The organism is Aeromonas sp. CU5 (assembly GCF_002586745.1).
GTDB classification, from domain to species: Bacteria; Pseudomonadota; Gammaproteobacteria; order Enterobacterales; family Aeromonadaceae; genus Aeromonas; species Aeromonas sobria.
Genome location: NZ_CP023817.1, coordinates 4,387,151 through 4,404,693, shown reverse-complemented (window position 1 = coordinate 4,404,693; position 17,543 = coordinate 4,387,151). Strand labels below are relative to the sequence as shown.

Below are 17,543 nucleotides of genomic sequence, written 5' to 3'. Positions count from 1 at the left end.
TTGCTCCCTAATTGGCACTTAGCAGAGGCTGTTCCACCCCGGCAGTAAAGTTCATTTGGCTATTCACCTTGCCATAAGCACTGGATGTGGTGGCCTCAGCATAACGACAGGCTGGTGTCACATTCTGGCTACTGGCTTCAAATTTCCGCTTGCAGACACTTTCGGTGTTGATTGTGAGGGTCGTGGTTGGGGTTATTGTGCCAATTGCCGCTGAAACACCTATCGCCTGCGTTGCAATTTGTGCTGACAGACCCGCCTCTCCCAATGCTGATTCCAAGGTGCCTTCAACCTCGTGTTCCGCTCGCTGCAGAGTGGCACCGGAACCGGCCATTTTCAGGCTCATACCACTGGACTGCATGACCACCACTGCAATCAAAGTCAAGGGAACCAGAATGACCAGCGCGACTATCAACGCAATACCCTGCTGTTGTTGAAACGATCTCATGTTCCACTCCGGGTAACAATTTGCTGGTTACGCAATGCAATACTGCTTTCCAACAGCAGGCGGCGATAGCCATCGCCATTGCCTGTGATTGGTGGCAGATTACCAAGTTGATAGGTATTGTTATTTTTGTAACGTGCTGATTCTTTCGCTGCTCTGATTAATATAAAAAGTCGAACACCTAATACACGCCCTTCATTCCAGCGCTGGGCGGTCATCTGGTCTGCTGACATATATCTATCAATACGCCCATCGGGGATCACTGAATCATCGACGCCGAACATCAACACCATATGTTCCACCCCTTCAGCCATTGCGCCACCGATCAGGGAAGATCCACCATCGGCGGTCAGGTAGCGCTTACGCAGCACCGGAACGCCATTATCTTGTGACAAATAATAGATATAGTGCTGATATTCCCAAGTCTGGCTTTCATTATTGGCCCCAAAGAGTGGTCTGGTTTCACTCCCCTTGATGACTCTCGCCTCTTGACTATTGGTCGCCATATAAAAACGATTTGCATCCAAATTTTCTGTCGCAGGAATAGGTCGACCGACCAACCGTTTGATACTGATTACATCCGTATTTGCCACCCGGTCAGCCACCAGAATACAAGCGAACCCGGCAAGCCCTTTAGATGCTGACACCCGACTCACCCACACTCCTCTGGCGGGGCCAGCATTTGATGGCAAACTACCTATAGAGCGCTCATCCAGACAATCACTGGTTGATAAAATGGTACTGCCAGCACTGAGCGAAAGTGATGGACCAACTTGGGTGGACTGACCTGTATAGGCACCAAAGAAACCCGCCCATTTGATATCCTGGCTAATCAGTCGAATAGCCAGTCGACCATTTTCCTGTAATTCACTCTGATCAAATGCATCTTCAGAGCTTGAGCGAGATATTACAAAGACCGAAAAAACTCCCGCCAATAAGAACAAGCCCATTGTCATGGCGATAAGCCATTCAACCAGAGTAAATCCGCGAGATATCATAACGTCGTCGTCAGAATAAACTGGCGCCTCGCTGCATCGATTGTTGTAGATAACTGACACTCATTGATCAGCGTCGCAGCCGTACCGACTCCCCCACCATCGGATAGAGCTTGCTTGCCAGCCCAGAATATCCCGACAGCCAATACATTATTGGCTCGCCGCACTACACACCCTACCGGAGAGTTCAACGAGGATGCCGCCCCCGAAACACTGACCCCAAACAAGGCTTGCTGCCAATAGTGAAGGTCGGCAGCACGTAAATCGGCAGCACTACAGCCACTGATAGTGCCATCAGCCAAAGCACAAGTAGGGCGTGGCAGATTGGCCGCAAGATTGACGGTTACGGCACCGGATGCGCTCCAGCTATCACGATTTATCCGTACCCGCTCAACCATATCGTTAGCCAGCCAGCTGGCGATAGTACGCTGGCGAGCCTCATAACTGGCAAATTTGGAGTGGGTCTGCAAGGCAACCAGGCCGAGCAGCCCGAGGGACAGGATGACCGCAGTGATCATCACCTCCAGCAGGCTGAATCCTTTGTTATGTAATGGGCGATGAATGGCCATAAGTTAGTCCCAGCAGCTACTGCTAGCCGCACCGGAGGCACTCTTGACACCAAGCTGATTGATGGAGAAAACCGTGCAGTCGGTATCCTTGGCCTGAGCTGTCGTAGCTTTCGCGGTAGCTGACAAGGTGTAGGAATTGCCTGACACTGTGATGGCGAGTTGGTAGAGCCCCGTATCAGATGCAGCACTCATACCCAACGCAGTAGCAGAGGAAGCGTACTGATTGAAATCCATAAAGTAGGTTTCTTGTCGATTAGCTGCATTGAGCAGCATGGCTTTCGCTTCGACACGATTAGTGTTCAGCACATATTGCTGATAAGAGGGGTAAGCAATGGTGCCGAGAATCGCCACAATAGCGACGACAATCATCAGCTCAATAAGAGAAAAACCACGAGAGTATCCAATCATATCCCATCCTTGGTGACTGACTGCGAGATAAGTTTAACGCCGAGCCTGTCACTAGAACAAACCCGGCGTCATCATCATTGCACTTTATTCTTAAGCCTTCCTGGCTGCACTCAAATTATTCTAAGTTCGGGAGGAACCTCAAATACCACATTCTCTTCACGACCTGGATGCTCGGCCACCGCTTTGCCACCCAGCTCACGCAAACGGGCGATAACCTGCTGTACCAACACATCTGGTGCAGAGGCACCGGCCGTCACGCCGATGGCGTTAATGCCGGTGAGCCAAGCAGCCTCAATCATGGTGGCATCATCGATCAAATAGGCTGTGGTGCCCACCTTCTCGGCCAGCTCGCGCAGCCGGTTGGAGTTGGATGAGTTGCGAGAACCAACTACCAACATTAAATCCACCAGCCCCGCCATCTCCCGCACCGCATCCTGACGGTTCTGGGTGGCGTAGCAGATGTCGTCCTTGCGCGGCCCCTGGATCTTGGGGAAGTGCTGGCGCAGCGCGTCAATGACGTCCGAGGTCTCATCCACACTCAGGGTGGTCTGGGTGACAAAGCAGAGGTCATCCGGATTCTTCACCGTGAGCTTGGCCACATCTTCCGGTGTCTCCACCAGATACATGCCGCCTTCGCGATTCTCGTACTGCCCCATGGTGCCGATCACTTCAGGGTGACCGGCGTGACCGATAAGCACAGCCTCGGAGCCCTTGCGGCTGGCGCGATGGACCTCCATATGTACCTTGGTCACCAGCGGACAGGTGGCATCGAATACCTTGAGGGCACGGGACTTGGCCATCTCGCGCACCGACTTGGCCACGCCGTGAGCGGAGAAGATGACGATACTGTCGTCCGGCACCTCATCGAGCTCCTCGACGAAGACCGCCCCCGCATCCTTCAACTTGTTCACCACATAGCGGTTATGCACCACTTCGTGACGGACATAGATGGGGGCACCGAACTTCTCCAGCGCGCTCTCGACAATGCTGATGGCACGGTCAACTCCAGCGCAGAAACCACGAGGGTTAGCGAGCAGAATATCCATTAGTGCACCTTCTCCTCGTCATCAACGCTCAGGATCTCCACCTCGAAGGTGACAGTATGCCCGGCCAGTGGGTGGTTGAAATCGACCGTCACCGACATCCCAGCTACCGCTCGGATGATGCCCGGCAGCTCGCTGCCGTTGGGCTGATCGAACAGGATGATGGTACCGACTTTTGGCTCCACATCGGCGCCAAATTTGGCACGGTCGAGATGGTAGATGTTGTCGGGATTGGAGAGGCCGAACGCCTGCTCGGGCGCCAGCGTAAAGCTCTTGCTCTCCCCTTCGCAGAGGCCCAGCAGACACTGCTCGAAGGTGGGCGTCAGGCTACCATCCCCCATCCGCAAACGGGCCGGTTTGCCCTGCAGCGCTGTACTGTCGGCCACCGAACCATCTTCCAGCTTGATGGAGAAGTGGAACAGCACGCTGCTGTTGGCTGTAATCTCAGCGGCGATAGGCTGACTCATGCCACCTCCTTCTTCTCGGAGCGGAAGCCTTCCAGCACTATCATGGCAGCCCCGATAAAGATGAAGCTGTCAGCCAGATTGAACGCTGGCCAGTGGGAACGCTGCCAGTAAAAGTCGAGGAAATCAACCACATGGCCCAGCACCAACCGATCAAAGACGTTGCCAAGGGCTCCACCGATGATCAGGGAATAGGCGATGCCGCTCCAACGCTGGGTCACCGACTGCTTGCGCAGCCAGTGGATCAGCAGACCACAGATGGCAAACGCCAGCACCGCGAAGAACCAGCGCTGCCAGCCCCCCTGATCAGCCAGAAAGCTGAATGCAGCGCCCTTGTTGTAGACATGGACCAGATTGAAAAAGGGGGTGATCTCCACCCCCGGGTAACCAAATGGCAGCAACTTGACCACGGCGAGCTTGCTCGCCTGGTCCAGTACAAAGGCCAGCACCGCCAGCCACAGCCAACGCAGGCCGGTTTTGTTATGCATCGCGTTGTGAGTCATGTTCATCAGGCAAATTGACGAGTTTCGCCGTCACCCTCAACGTTGGTCACACAGCGACCGCAGATCTCTTCGTGACCGGCGATGGTGCCCACGTCTTCCACATGGTGCCAGCAGCGGTCGCACTTGGCGGCAGCAGACTGGGCGACGCAGAGCCACAGGTCATCACGCTCGGTCGCCACAGAGCCCTCAGGCGCAGAGTCAGCCACCACCACCTTGGCCTTGGAGGTGAGCAGCACGAAGCGCAGCTCATCGGCCAAGGCGTTCAGGCGCGCAGCCAGCTCCGGTTTGGCGAACAAGGTCAACTCGGCCTGCAGGGAGCCACCGATACGCTTCTCGCCACGGGCTACTTCCAGCGCCTTGTTCACTTCACCGCGTACAGTGAGGATCTCGGCCCAGAAATCGTCGTTGAGAGTTTCACCAGCAGCCAGCCCGAACAGGCCGTCATACCACTCTTCGGTGAAGACGAACTCGCCGCGCTCACCCGGCAGCAGTGCCCAGATCTCGTCAGCGGTGAAGCTCATGATCGGTGCCATCCAGCGCACCATGGCCTCAACGATGTGATAAAGGGCAGTCTGGCAGGAGCGACGGGCCAGGCTGTCAGCCTTGGCGGTGTACTGACGATCCTTGATCACATCCAGATAGAAGGAGCCCATCTCGATGGAGCAGAACTGCATCAGCTTCTGGGTCACACCGTGGAAGTTGTACTCGTCGAATGCCGCCATGATCTCGGCCTGCACCGCTTTGGCACGACCCACAGCCCAGCGATCCACCACTACCATGTCGGCAGGCGCCACCATGTCGGTCGCCGGATTGAAGCCGTTCAGGTTAGCCAGCAGGAAGCGGGCAGTGTTGCGGATGCGACGATAGGCATCGGCAGAGCGTTTGAGGATCTCGTCAGAGACGGTCATCTCGCCGGTGTAGTCAGTGCTCGCTACCCACAGACGCAGGATATCGGCACCCAGCTTGTTCATCACGTCCTGCGGGCTGACCACGTTACCGATGGACTTGGACATCTTGCGACCCTGACCATCCACGGTGAAGCCGTGGGTCAGCACCTGGTTGTAAGGCGCCTTGTTTTTCATCGCCACGCCGATCATCAGGGAGGACATGAACCAGCCACGGTGCTGGTCAGAACCTTCCAGATAGAGATCTGCTGACTTGCCGTTGAATTCGGGACGAGCATCCACCACGGAGGAGTGAGTGGAACCTGAGTCGAACCAGACGTCCAGGGTGTCAGGCACCTTGTCGTACATGTCGGCATCGCTGCCCAGCAGCTCGGCCTTGTCCAGATCCCACCATGCCTGGATCCCTGACTGCTCGACTCGCTTGGCCACTTCGTGCATCAGGCGCACGGATTCGGGGTGCAACGCCTGAGTATCTTTGTGGACAAACAGCGAAATAGGCACGCCCCAGGTACGCTGACGGGAAATACACCAATCCGGGCGGTTCTCGACCATCGCCTGAATACGGTTTTTACCCCAAGCCGGAACCCAACCACTTTGCTTGAGCTCGCTGTTGAGGCCATCGGTCTCAATACGCTCGATCTCTTCCAGCGCGCGCTGGCGCAGGCCTTTCTGCTCCATGCTGATGAACCACTGCGGAGTGGCACGGAAGATGATCGGGGTCTTGTGGCGCCAGCAGTGCGGGTAGGAGTGGTTGAATACCTTGTGATGCAGCAGAGCACCGCGCTCGGTCAGCACTTCGACCACAGAGGCGTTGGCCTTGAATACATGCTGGCCGGCAAACAGTTCGGTATCCGGCAGATAAACGCCGTTGCTGCCAACCGGGTTAGCCACTTCCAGACCGTACTTCTGGCCAACCACGAAGTCTTCCTGACCATGGCCAGGGGCGGTGTGCACGGCGCCGGTACCGGCATCCAGGGTAACGTGGTCACCCAGCACCACCGGCACATCGAAGCTGTAGAAGGGGTGGTTGAAGCGCAGCAGCTCAAGCGCCGCACCCTTGACATAACCCAGGTTATGGAAGCGCTCGATACCGGCACGATCCATCACATCCTTGACCAGTTCAGCGGCCAGGATCAGACGCTCCGGGTGCTCCCCTTCGACCTGCACCAGCGCATAGTCGAGATCGGCGTGCATGGCAATGGCACGGTTGGCTGGCAGGGTCCACGGGGTAGTGGTCCAGATCACTGCAGAGATCTGGCCCTTGCCGTTGTGGCCTTCGGCGCAATCAAATTTGGCGGCCACGGTCGCCTCGTCAACGGCTTTGAAGCGCACATCGATGGAGGGGGAGTTCTTGTCGTAGTACTCCACTTCGGCTTCAGCCAGCGCAGAGCCACAGTCGGTACACCAGTGCACCGGCTTGGAGCCTTTGTGCAGGTGGCCATTTTCAACGATCTTGGCCATGGAGCGGATGATGTTGGCTTCGGTGCCAAAATCCATGGTCAGGTAGGGGTTGTCCCAGTCACCCAGCACGCCCAGACGGATGAAGTCGGTCTTCTGTGCGTCGATCTGGGTCTTGGCATACTTGCGGCACTCGGCGCGAAATTCGGCAGCGGAGACTTTCACACCTGGCTTGCCGACCATGCCTTCTACTTTCAGCTCGATGGGCAGACCGTGGCAATCCCAACCCGGTACATAGGGGGAGTCGAAACCGGAGAGGCCCTTGGACTTGATGATGATGTCTTTGAGGATCTTGTTGACCGAGTGACCGATGTGAATATTGCCGTTCGCATAGGGGGGGCCGTCATGCAAAATGAAAGAAGGCTTGCCCGCTTTGGCGCGGCGAATAGCGCCGTAGAGATCCTGATCGTACCAACGTTTCAGCATGTTGGGTTCGCGCTTGGCCAGATCGCCACGCATCGGAAACTCAGTTTCCGGCAGATTCAGGGTGTGTTTATAGTCGCTCATCAGTCCTGGGTTCCCTTCTTTTCTAAAAGAGTGCTGGGTAAATTGAATTGTGGCAGCCCGAACCAGGCTCGGGCTGCCAGGGCATCTCGTTCGATCTGCTCTTTCAAGGCAGTGAAAGAGGCAAACTTCTGCTCTTCGCGCAGCTTGTGGCGAAGCAGCACCTTGACCTGTTGACCATATAGATCACCAGAAAAATCAAATAGATGTACTTCCAATCTGGCTTGTGTACCGCTCAAGGTCGGCCGTACACCCACATTGGCTACACCGGGGAAGGTCTTGCCGGAACATATCACTTCCACCGCAAACACGCCACCGACCGGGATCACCTGGCGCTTGAGGGCCAGATTGGCGGTGGGAAAACCTATGGTGCGCCCCAGCTTGTCGCCGTGGGCCACCCGGCCGCTGATGGTATAGGGGCGGCCGAGCATCAGCTCCACTTCCGCCATCCGGCCCGCCTTGAGCGCCTCGCGTACGAGTGTGCTGCTGACCCGTTGCCGTTCGAGCTGGAAGCTCTGGGTACTGATCACCTCGAACCCGAAGCGATGACCCGCCTCCTCCAGCAGGTGGAAGTCCCCTTGCCGTCCCTTGCCGAAACGAAAATCGTCGCCGACCACCAGATAGCGCACCCCGAGCTTCTCCACCAACAACTGCTCGATGAAGGTCGAAGCAGCCTGCTCGGCAAAGCGCTGGCTAAAGCGCACGCAGAGCAGCCGGTCAATATCCAGCCCTTGCAGTGCCTCGTACTTCTCTCGCAACCGGCTAAGGCGAGCTGGCGCATCACTACCGGCGAACAGCTCCAGCGGCTGCGGTTCGAACAACATGACACAGGCAGGCAATCCCAGTCGGGCCGCTTTCGCCTTGAGACGTGCCAATACCGCATGGTGACCCTGATGAACCCCATCAAAGTTACCAATGGTCAATACACATCCCCGGTGGCGGGGTTTGAGATTGTGAATGCCGCGAATAAGCTCCATCAGTGCCTTGTGCGTTGCTGCCATGGAAATCGGCGGATTATATAACAGGCAGCAGGCAGGGTCAGCCCTCATGGTCCTATTTCAGCTATCTGGAGCAAATCGCGCGCACCAGTGACACATTCCCGCATCGCCCCTAGGGCTAACGCTACTGCTGACCAGATTTAAGATGTCGTGGTCTAACACCCAGCACCAGCAGCACAGCGGCATAGAGCCCAGCCCCCAGCACCAGCAGCATGGTCAGCTGCAAACTGGCCTTGCCCATGCTCCACGCCCCCCACTGGGCGAGATCCGGCGACAGATAGGCAAGCAGCCCCCCCATCAATACCGTCGCTACCAGCAACTTGAGACAGAACACCCCGGTATTGCGGGAAGGACGGTAAACGTCCTGCTGATACAACCCCTTGAATAGCAGTGCCGCATTCAGGGTACCGGAGCAGGCGGTCGAGAGCGCCAGCCCCACATAACCGAGCGGAAAGATGAATGCGATGTTGCACACCATGTTGGCGATCATCGACATCACCCCGATCCGCACCGGCGTTCGGGTATCCTGACGGGCGTAATAGCCCGGTGCCAGCACCTTGATCAGCATCAGGGAGAGCAGACCGGTGGTGGAGGCCAGCAAGCTGGCGCTGGACATGGCCACTTCATGCATGCCGAACTCACCGCGCATGAACAGCACCCGCAGAATGGGCTCGCGCAGCACCGCGATGCCGACCATGGCAGGCAATCCAAGCAACATCACCATCCGCACGCCCCAATCCATGGTGCGGGAGAAGTCGGCCGGGTCAGCATCCACATGCTTCTTGGCCAGCGCAGGCAGGATCACGGTACTGATCGCCACCGCAAACAGGCCGAGGGGAAACTCCAGCAGGCGATCCGAGTAATAGAGATAGCTGATGGCGCCGGTGGCGAGGAAGGAAGCCAGCATAGTGTTGATCAGCAAGTTGATCTGACTGACCGAGACGCCAAACAGCGCCGGGATCATCAGAGTGCGAATTTTCACCACCCCGGGGTGATGCCAACCCCACTTGGGCCATACCAGCATGTTGATCTGGCGCAGGAAGGGATACTGGAACAGGAACTGCACCAGACCACCCAGAAAGACACCGATGGCGAGGGCTATCTCTGGCCTATCCATCAGGGGCGCGATCCACCAGGCTGCCGCAATCATGGTGAGATTGAGAAACACCGGCGTGAACGAGGAGACCCCAAAGCGGCCGAAAGTGTTGAGGATGGCCCCCGCCATGGCGGTAAAGGTGATGAACCAGAGATAGGGGAAAGTAATTTTGAGCATCAGGCTGGCCAGCTCGAACTTCTCAGCCGCTGGCCCGCCATGCAGCCAGTCCCAGAACCAGCCCCAGCCAAACAGTGCGGTCAGCACACCCGAACCCAGCACCCCGAGCAGGGTGACCACAGTCACTATGCCCCCCAGCGTACCCGCCACCGCGGCCAGCAATTCACGCACTTCGCGCTCGTCGCCATTTTTCTTGTACTCCGTCATCACGGGGACAAACGCCTGGTTGAAAGCACCTTCAGCGAACAATCGGCGCAAAAAGTTGGGGATGCGATTGGCAAAGAAGAAGACATCGGCGGCCACACCTGCACCGAGCAGATTGGCGATGACAACATCACGAACCAAGCCCATTACACGGGACACCAGGGTCATTCCGGACACTATCATGCCGGATTTGATCAATTTCTTACTCAAGACGAGGCCTCTGGAACTGTCAGAATGAAAAGAATGCTGCTAGAATCGGCCGACAGTTTAACCGCCTCCCAACTGACACACCACCGGGAGGCGGTGTTTATTTGCACAAATCATTTGACATTATGTGGTTGAGAAGGCATATTTCCGGGCCTTTTCAATACACTCGCTAAGACAGTTTTAGGAGTTTTACCTTGGCTAACATCAAATCTGCTAAGAAGCGCGCGATTCAGTCAGAGAAACGTCGTCAACACAACGCCAGCCGTCGTTCAATGACCCGTACCTATCTGAAGAAAGTAATTGCTGCAATCGCTTCTGGCGACAAAGCTGCCGCCGTAGCTGCTTTTGCTACCGCTCAGCCGATCATGGATCGCATGGCTACTAAAGGCCTGATCCACAAGAACAAAGCTGCTCGTCACAAGAGCCGCCTGTCTGCCCAGATCAAAGCTATGGCTTAATCAGCCTCGGCTGACTTACGCTAAAAAAACCGGCCTTCGTGCCGGTTTTTTATTTATCTGCGCTGCAATAAAGTCGATGCAGCAAACTGATCACCTCACGCACCTCATGGCTGCGCAGCGAATAGTAGACCGTCTGGGCCTCTTTGCGCGTCGTCACCAGCTCATCCCGCCGCAACAGCGCCAGATGCTGTGACAAGGCAGACTGACTCAATCCCAACCGCTCGTTAAGCTCCCCCACCGATAGCTCCCGCTCCAGCAATTGGCACAAGATAAACAGCCGCCGTTCATTGGCCAGCGCCTTGAGCAAGGCCACCGCTTGACTCGCATTGGCCTCCATCTCTTCAAGTTGCATCACATCTCTCCTCTGCCGCTTATCGTCAATGATACGTGCTGACACATCGTTTTAAAACGACAGGGTCGTTGGCTGAATGGTCGAGAAGTTCTCCTGCCCGGCAAACAGGAAGGTAAAGTCACTCTCGCAGACCCGTTTAACCGCCGGGTGCTGGATCATCCGCTCAGCGAAGATAACGTAGTACTCTTCCATCAAATCCAGGGTTTCACCGATTAACATGACACCTTCCCCTTCCAGGATCTCCTCCCGATAGATGGTGGGAGCCATAAAAATCCCTTGATTGAAGAAGCCAAAGGCCTTCATCAAAGCCGCATCGTCAAACTCACCGAGGATGCTGGGTGACACCCCCTGCTGCTCGAACCACTGAGTCAACTGGCGCCCCATGGCGGTACGGCGGCCGGGGATCAGCAGCTTGCGCTCCTCCAGACAGGCAGGAAAGGGCTTCTCGGGCAATGGTGCCTTACAGAAGAAGCTGACGCCACAGCCCCCCAAGCGCTTGGAGAGCAGCCCCGCATGCTGGCTGGAGTCCACCGGACAGTCGGAGAGGATCATGTCGAGCTTGTGCTCGCTCAGCTGTTCCAGCAGCAGCTCGTGAGTCGATTCGAAGCAGCGCAGGTGGATGGAGCCATCGTTGGGGATAACGGAGAGCAGCACGCGGCTGGCAAGGCGCTTGGAGAGGGCATCGGCGATGCCGACATCGAACAGGATCTGGCTCTCCTTGCGGTAGTTGACGATATCGAGCATCTCGTAGGAGAGGCTGAACATCTTGTCGGCATAGCGAAACACCAGCTGACCGAGCTCGGTCGCCTCTAGTGATCGCCCCTTGCGCTTGAGCAACTTGCCACCGAGCCGCTGCTCCAGCAGCTTGATCTGACCGGTGACGGTTTGCGGGGTCAAAAAAAGGGCTTCCGCTGCCTGGGTAACGGAGCCCTTCTTCTGAGTCATCCAAAAATAGTAGAGATGGTTGTAGTTAAGGTGTGACATCCGATGGGGTTCCCGCTGTTCGCGGACTCCGGTAGCAGCTGAGTTCAACCGCCAGAATGTCATACATGTCGCTGACCGAGTCAACCTTGTTCGCGCCAAACTGCTCCATCAGGCTGGCCTTTAGGCGTACTTTGTCCGGCATTCGCTCGGCGCAATAGCGTTTGTTGGAATGTTTGACCATCTCGCCAGCCCGACTGCTCAGTGCCCGCTCGGAAAAGGTCTCGCCAAAGCGCGCCTTGGCCTGCTTGTCCCCCAGCAGCAGGGCACTGTCTACCACTCCGTTCAGATAGGCAGAGCAGTTCGCCGAAGCGGCGTCCTGCTTGCAATCCTCCAGCCCGCCGGCCCAGGCCGCGGGGCTCAACAACAGCATCAACAACCCTGTATGCAGCTTCATAGTCCCTCCGTACTCTGTTCCCCTTCACCCTTGGGAAGGGCCATGCGCAAGGCCAGATAGCCGACTACCGCCGCCATGGTGGAGCCCACCAGGATCCCGAGGCGAGAGTAGCTGCCGTAATCCAGCCCACCGTGCTCGAAGGCAAGCGACGCGATAAACATCGACATGGTGAACCCGATGCCACAGAGGATGCTGACCGCAAAAATCTGCTTGAAGTTGACCCCGGGCGGCAACTGGGCGATGCCCAGCTTGACCGACAGCCAGCTGATGGTGAACACCCCGAGCGGCTTGCCGATAAACAGCCCCAGCATGATCCCCATCGGAACCGGACTCATCAGCGCTGACAGACCAATCCCCTCCAGCGATACCCCGGCGTTGGCAAAAGCAAACAGCGGCAGGATCAGATAGGCACTCCAGGGGTGCAGCTGATGCTCCAGATACTTGAGCGGCGAAGCGTAACGCTTGCCATTCAGCGGGACCATAAAACCGACTACCACACCTGCCAGGGTCGCATGGACGCCAGACTTGAGCACCGCCACCCAGAGCACCAGACCGACCAGCATGTAAAGGCTGATCCGATCCTCACCGCGGCGATTCATCCAAAACAGGGTGAGGGTTGCCAGAATACCGATGGCCAGCGCCTCCAGCGACAGCTGCTGGGTATAGAAGAGCGCGATGATGATGATTACACCGAGGTCATCCATGATGGCCAGCGCCAGCAGGAACACCTTGAGGCTCACCGGCACCCGCTTGCCGAGCAGCGCCATCACCCCGAGGGCAAAGGCGATATCGGTCGCAGCCGGAATCGCCCAGCCAGCGCGTGCCACTTCATCCGAGTAGTTGAAAAAGGCGTAGATCAGGGCCGGAGCCAGCATGCCGCCCACCGCCGCAATCGCCGGGAAGGTCGCCTGCACCCGGGTGGAGAGCGCCCCTTCCAGCATTTCACGCTTCACTTCCAGACCAACCAGCAGGAAGAAGATCGCCATGAAGCCATCGTTGATCCACAGCAGCAGCGGCTTGTTGATGTCGAGGGCTGCGATGCGCACCTGCACCGGCGTGTCGAGAAACGCCTGATACCCGCCAGCCAGCGCGGTATTGGCTAAAATCATTGCCAGCATGGCCGCCATGATCAGAATAATTCCGGAGGCAGCCTCCAGCTTCAGGAACTTTTTGATTACGTCACTCATGGTTAAATTTTCCACCGTATTGCTTTGATTTGAGTCTATATCCTGCAACAACCAATGGAAAATCGTTTCTTGCTGCCCAACACAACGAAAAAACCGAAGGCAAAACAGAACATACCTGCTATAGGCGGGTTTTCGCCTCGTCTCTGACTACCGTCTTATTAATCAATAAAGTGAATTTTCAATTATTCAGCTGCATAAAAAAGGCGCCCTGAGGCGCCTTTCGATCAGATGGCGACGGGCGCCCTGATCCCGGGGTGAGGGTCATAACCCTCGATCTCGAAATCCTCGAACTTGTAGTCGAAGATGGAGTCCGGTTTGTGCTTGATCACCAACTGCGGCAGCGGACGCGGCTCGCGCGCGAGCTGCAGCGCAGTCTGCTCCATGTGGTTGGAGTAGAGATGCACATCACCGCCGGTCCAGACGAAGTCACCCACTTCCAGGTTGCACTGCTGGGCCATCATATGGGTCAGCAGGGCGTAGCTGGCGATGTTGAACGGCAGGCCGAGGAACACGTCACAACTGCGCTGGTAGAGCTGGCAGGAGAGCTTGCCGTCCGCCACATAGAACTGGAAGAAGGCGTGGCAGGGGGCCAGCGCCATTTTGTCCAGCTCGCCCACGTTCCAGGCGGAGACGATGATGCGACGCGAATCCGGGTTGTGCTTGATGTCATCCACCGCTTTCTGGATCTGGTCGATGACAGACCCGTCGGCCGCAGGCCAGGAGCGCCACTGAGCGCCGTAAACCGGCCCCAGCTCGCCATTCTCGTCTGCCCACTCATCCCAGATACTGACGCCGTTTTCCTTCAGATAGGCGGTATTGGTATCGCCATTGAGGAACCAGAGCAGCTCGTGAATGATCGAGCGCAGGTGGCACTTCTTGGTGGTCACCAGCGGGAAACCTTCCGCCAGATTGAAGCGCATCTGATGGCCGAACAGGGAGACGGTACCGGTGCCGGTACGGTCTGACTTGACGGTGCCCTCATCGAGGATTTTCTGCATCAGGTCGAGATAAGCTCGCATTATTTCGCCTCCTTCACGGCATTACCAAACAACTGCGGGCGCTTATAGGCAACCCAAATCATCAGGGCACCAACCACTATCATCGGGGTGGAGAGGATCTGACCCATGCTGATCTCCTGGAAGTAGAGACCAAGCTGACTGTCCGGCTGGCGCACAAACTCCACCAGGAAGCGGAACAGGCCGTAGAACAGCAGGAACATGCCAGAGATGGCGCCGCGCGGCGGGTTCTTGCGCCAGAACAGGTTGAGGATGATGAACAGCACCACCCCTTCCAGTGCGAACTGGTAGAGCTGGGAAGGGTGACGCGGCTCGGAGCCCGCCTCCGGGAAGATGATGGCCCAAGGCACATCGGTGATCCGCCCCCACAACTCGCCGTTGAGGAAGTTGCCGATCCGGCCAACGCCGAGACCAAACGGAATGAGCGGCGCCACAAAGTCAGCCACGGTGAAGAAGTGGCGCTTGGTCTTGTGGGCAAACCAGATCATCGCTGTGATAACCCCGATCAGACCACCGTGGAACGACATACCGCCGGTCCAGATCTTGAACAGGTAAGTGGGATCCGCGAGGAAGAGATCGAAGTTGTAGAACAGCACGTAACCGACACGGCCACCGAGGATCACCCCGAGGAAGCCGTAGAACAGCAGGTCCGACACCTCGTTACGGGTCCAGCCGCTGTTCGGTGCATCGGCGCGACGGCCGGCAAGCCACATGGCAAAAGCGAAACCAAACAGGTACATGAGACCATACCAGCGTACCGATAGTGGTCCCAAACTGAATGCTACGGGATCAATCTGCGAGAAAACCCAATATCCATCGTGCTGCATAAGCGGCCCCAGTCATAAGAAAAGCCGCATTTTCCGATCATTCGTCAGCAGGGACAAGGCATGATTATCAATCACTCTGTTTCGTTTTGTGACCGGCCCGCAGCAAGCCACCCAAACCGTGCTCCTCCAGATAGCGGGCAAACAGGCCGCGCAGCACGTGGGGATTGTCATGTTTGAGACCATCGGCCATCAGTTCGGTCAACTCGCTCAGGGTGGATTGACGCAGCACGTACTTGATACGGGCGATGTTGTGGGTGTTCATACTGAAGCGGCGATAGCCCATGGCGAGCAGCAGCAGCACACCGACCGGATCACCGGCCAGCTCGCCACAGACCGACACCGGCTTCTGGTAGCGGTGGGAGGCATCAACCAGCTGTTGCAGGGCGCGGATCACCGCAGGATGGAACGCATCGTAGATGTTGGCAACCCGGGAGTTGTTGCGATCCACCGCCAGCAGGTACTGGGTCAGATCATTGCTGCCCACCGACCAGAAGTCGATGAGCGGCGCCATCTCCGGCAAGATAAAGAGGGCTGAGGGCACCTCGATCATCACCCCGAGGCTGGGGTAGCGGATCACCGCATCGCGGCTCGCCGCCTCTTCCGATACTTCCCGCCACGCCTGATCCAGCAGACGACGGGAGGCTTTGATTTCGCTAACGCTGCTGATCATCGGCAGCATGATGGCCAGATTGTCCAGTCCTTCGCTGGCCCGCAGCATCGCCTTGAGCTGCACCAGAAACAGTTCGGGGTGATCCAGGGTGATCCGGATCCCCCGCCAGCCAAGGAAGGGATTTTCCTCGACGATGGGGAAATAGGGTAACGGCTTGTCGCCCCCCACATCCAGCGTCCGCATGCAGACCGGCCGGTTACGATAGGTCTCAAGAATGCCGCGATAGCGGGCAGTCTGCTCCCACTCGGAGGGGAAGCTCTCCTGCAGCATGAAGGGGATCTCGGTGCGATAGAGACCGACCCCGTCCGCCAGCTGGTTGAGGGAGATCTCGGTATCGGCACTGAGCCCGGCGTTGAGCAGCAGAGAGACCTTGGTGCCATCGGCGGTCTCGGATGGCAGGTTATCGACGCTGCGCACCAGGGTATCGAGCGCCCGCTCCTCGTTCAGCAGTTGGCGATACTCGGTCAGGATCACCTGATTGGGTTCGATGAAGAGATCGCCGCTGTAGCCATCGACCACCAACATACGACCGCCGATGTCGCCAAGGGGCAGATCGACCCCCATGATGGCGGCCACCCCCATGGCACGGGCCAGAATGGCCGCGTGGGAGTTGGTGCCCCCTTTGAGCGATACCACCCCGGTCAAATACTCGCGAGGTACTTCTGCCAGAATCGTGGCGGTCACCTCATCGGCAACCAGCACCACCGGCTCGCCGATGGCGATATGTTCCGGTTCATTTTGCACCAGTCGGCTGATCAGCCGCTGGGCGATATCCTTCACGTCGGTGGAGCGCTCCTGCAGGTAAGGGTCCTTCATCCCCTTGAACTGCTCGATCAGACGATCACTGATCAGCTTGACCGCCGACACGGCCGTCCAGTGCTCCTTGCTCACCTTGTTGCGAATGGGCTTGATGTAGCCGGGATCGTTCAGCAGATGGAGGTAGATGTCGAAGATCGCCACCGAATCCTGGCTGTAACTCTCGCGAAAACGCAGCGCTAGGCTCTCCAGATCGTGACGAACCTCCTCCACAGCCAGCTCCAGCCGCGCCAGCTGGTTCCCATGCTCTTCATCCTTGCGCGGGGTGATGGACGAGAGCGCCTTGCGCGGCCGCCACACCCAAGCCTTGGCAATGGCGATGCCGCTGGCCCCGGCAATGCCACGCAGCGGCTTGCTCCAGTCGGTCTTCTGCAGCCACCCCTTGGCTTGCGCCTGAGCGATACGCGCTGCCAGCTGGGCCGCCAGGGTGACCATGAAGGACTCCTCCCCCTCATCGAAGCGGCGACTCTCCTTCTGCTGCACCACCAGAATGCCGACTACCTGACGCTGGTGCATGATGGGGGCGCCGAGGAAGGAGCGAAACGCCTCTTCGGCAACATCGGGCAGGAATTTGAAACTGGGGTGAGCGGGGGCATCGGCCAGGTTGATCAGCTCTTCTCGCTGGCCCACTAATCCGACGATGCCCTGCTCGTATGGCAGGGTCACCTTATCGACCGCAGAGGATGCCAAACCGTCGGTGGCAGCCAAGCGATAGCGACGCATCTCGGGTTCCGAGACGTACACAGAGCAGCAGTCTACGGCCATGGCCTGCCGGGTCTGGCTTACCAGGGCCTGCAGGGCCTGCTCGAGGGTGTTAGCCTCGGCCATGCTCTCGACGATACGTCTCAGCTCCGTTAACAACTAAT

At 57.5% G+C, this 17,543-nt stretch carries 18 protein-coding genes; 1 reads left to right on the top strand and 17 read right to left on the bottom strand.

From position 1 onward, the window contains the following. Positions 1-7 precede the first annotated feature (7 nt). The 10 genes from tppD to murJ form a co-directional block, all read right to left on the bottom strand. Positions 8-445: a type IVa pilus pseudopilin TppD gene (gene tppD, locus CK911_RS19985; RefSeq protein ID WP_042024298.1), complete on the bottom strand. Its 438-nt coding sequence runs from the start codon at positions 443-445 to the stop codon at positions 8-10. Further along, positions 442-1,440 (bottom strand): PilW family protein, encoded by a 999-nt coding sequence (locus tag CK911_RS19980; RefSeq protein ID WP_098972174.1) that lies wholly within the window; start codon positions 1,438-1,440, stop codon positions 442-444. Before CK911_RS19980 ends, tppD begins: the two co-directional genes overlap by 4 nt. Continuing rightward, the gene (gene pilV / locus CK911_RS19975; RefSeq protein WP_098972172.1) at positions 1,437-2,006 is read right to left on the bottom strand and encodes a type IV pilus modification protein PilV; all 570 of its coding nucleotides are present in this window, start codon (positions 2,004-2,006) and stop codon (positions 1,437-1,439) included. The genes CK911_RS19980 and pilV overlap by 4 nt, the downstream gene beginning before the upstream one ends. Before the next feature lie 3 nt (positions 2,007-2,009). Then, positions 2,010-2,414, bottom strand: a complete 405-nt coding sequence (locus CK911_RS19970; protein WP_098972170.1) for a type IV pilin protein — start codon at positions 2,412-2,414, stop codon at positions 2,010-2,012. Positions 2,415-2,524: 110 nt separating this feature from the next. Beyond that, the gene (gene ispH / locus CK911_RS19965) at positions 2,525-3,460 is read right to left on the bottom strand and encodes a 4-hydroxy-3-methylbut-2-enyl diphosphate reductase (protein ID WP_098972167.1); all 936 of its coding nucleotides are present in this window, start codon (positions 3,458-3,460) and stop codon (positions 2,525-2,527) included. Then, entirely contained in the window at positions 3,460-3,912 is a 453-nt protein-coding gene (gene fkpB / locus CK911_RS19960; protein WP_172954116.1) for an FKBP-type peptidyl-prolyl cis-trans isomerase, read from the bottom strand. The genes ispH and fkpB overlap by 1 nt, the downstream gene beginning before the upstream one ends. Before the next feature lie 8 nt (positions 3,913-3,920). Further along, entirely contained in the window at positions 3,921-4,430 is a 510-nt protein-coding gene (gene lspA / locus CK911_RS19955) for a signal peptidase II (RefSeq protein WP_042024290.1), read from the bottom strand. Continuing rightward, entirely contained in the window at positions 4,430-7,294 is a 2,865-nt protein-coding gene (gene ileS / locus CK911_RS19950) for an isoleucine--tRNA ligase (RefSeq protein ID WP_098972165.1), read from the bottom strand. Before ileS ends, lspA begins: the two co-directional genes overlap by 1 nt. Beyond that, entirely contained in the window at positions 7,294-8,268 is a 975-nt protein-coding gene (ribF, locus tag CK911_RS19945; protein WP_042024287.1) for a bifunctional riboflavin kinase/FAD synthetase, read from the bottom strand. Before ribF ends, ileS begins: the two co-directional genes overlap by 1 nt. Before the next feature lie 145 nt (positions 8,269-8,413). Next, positions 8,414-9,976 (bottom strand): murein biosynthesis integral membrane protein MurJ, encoded by a 1,563-nt coding sequence (gene murJ / locus CK911_RS19940; protein WP_098972163.1) that lies wholly within the window; start codon positions 9,974-9,976, stop codon positions 8,414-8,416. Between the two features lie 191 nt (positions 9,977-10,167). On the opposite strand from murJ, the gene rpsT reads away from it, so the two are divergent. Continuing rightward, on the top strand, positions 10,168-10,431 hold the full coding sequence (rpsT, locus tag CK911_RS19935) for a 30S ribosomal protein S20 (protein WP_005892298.1): 264 nt from the start codon (positions 10,168-10,170) through the stop codon (positions 10,429-10,431). 49 nt (positions 10,432-10,480) lie between these two features. On the opposite strand, the gene CK911_RS19930 is transcribed toward rpsT, so the two are convergent. The 7 genes from CK911_RS19930 to ptsP form a co-directional block, all read right to left on the bottom strand. Further along, on the bottom strand, positions 10,481-10,783 hold the full coding sequence (locus CK911_RS19930) for a metalloregulator ArsR/SmtB family transcription factor (RefSeq protein ID WP_068977384.1): 303 nt from the start codon (positions 10,781-10,783) through the stop codon (positions 10,481-10,483). A gap of 51 nt (positions 10,784-10,834) precedes the next feature. Next, positions 10,835-11,767 carry a transcriptional activator NhaR gene (nhaR, locus tag CK911_RS19925; RefSeq protein ID WP_042024276.1) on the bottom strand — a complete coding sequence of 311 codons (933 nt, stop codon included), beginning with the start codon at positions 11,765-11,767 and terminating at the stop codon, positions 10,835-10,837. Further along, the gene (locus tag CK911_RS19920) at positions 11,754-12,161 is read right to left on the bottom strand and encodes a hypothetical protein (protein WP_098972161.1); all 408 of its coding nucleotides are present in this window, start codon (positions 12,159-12,161) and stop codon (positions 11,754-11,756) included. Before CK911_RS19920 ends, nhaR begins: the two co-directional genes overlap by 14 nt. Further along, the gene (nhaA, locus tag CK911_RS19915) at positions 12,158-13,348 is read right to left on the bottom strand and encodes a Na+/H+ antiporter NhaA (RefSeq protein WP_098972159.1); all 1,191 of its coding nucleotides are present in this window, start codon (positions 13,346-13,348) and stop codon (positions 12,158-12,160) included. Before nhaA ends, CK911_RS19920 begins: the two co-directional genes overlap by 4 nt. A 224-nt stretch (positions 13,349-13,572) precedes the next feature. Then, positions 13,573-14,367: a thymidylate synthase gene (gene thyA / locus CK911_RS19910; protein WP_098972157.1), complete on the bottom strand. Its 795-nt coding sequence runs from the start codon at positions 14,365-14,367 to the stop codon at positions 13,573-13,575. Then, entirely contained in the window at positions 14,367-15,191 is an 825-nt protein-coding gene (gene lgt / locus CK911_RS19905; protein WP_098972155.1) for a prolipoprotein diacylglyceryl transferase, read from the bottom strand. Before lgt ends, thyA begins: the two co-directional genes overlap by 1 nt. A 67-nt stretch (positions 15,192-15,258) precedes the next feature. Beyond that, positions 15,259-17,538, bottom strand: coding sequence for a phosphoenolpyruvate--protein phosphotransferase (gene ptsP, locus CK911_RS19900; RefSeq protein WP_098972153.1), 2,280 nt, complete (start codon positions 17,536-17,538; stop codon positions 15,259-15,261). Positions 17,539-17,543: the final 5 nt, after the last annotated feature.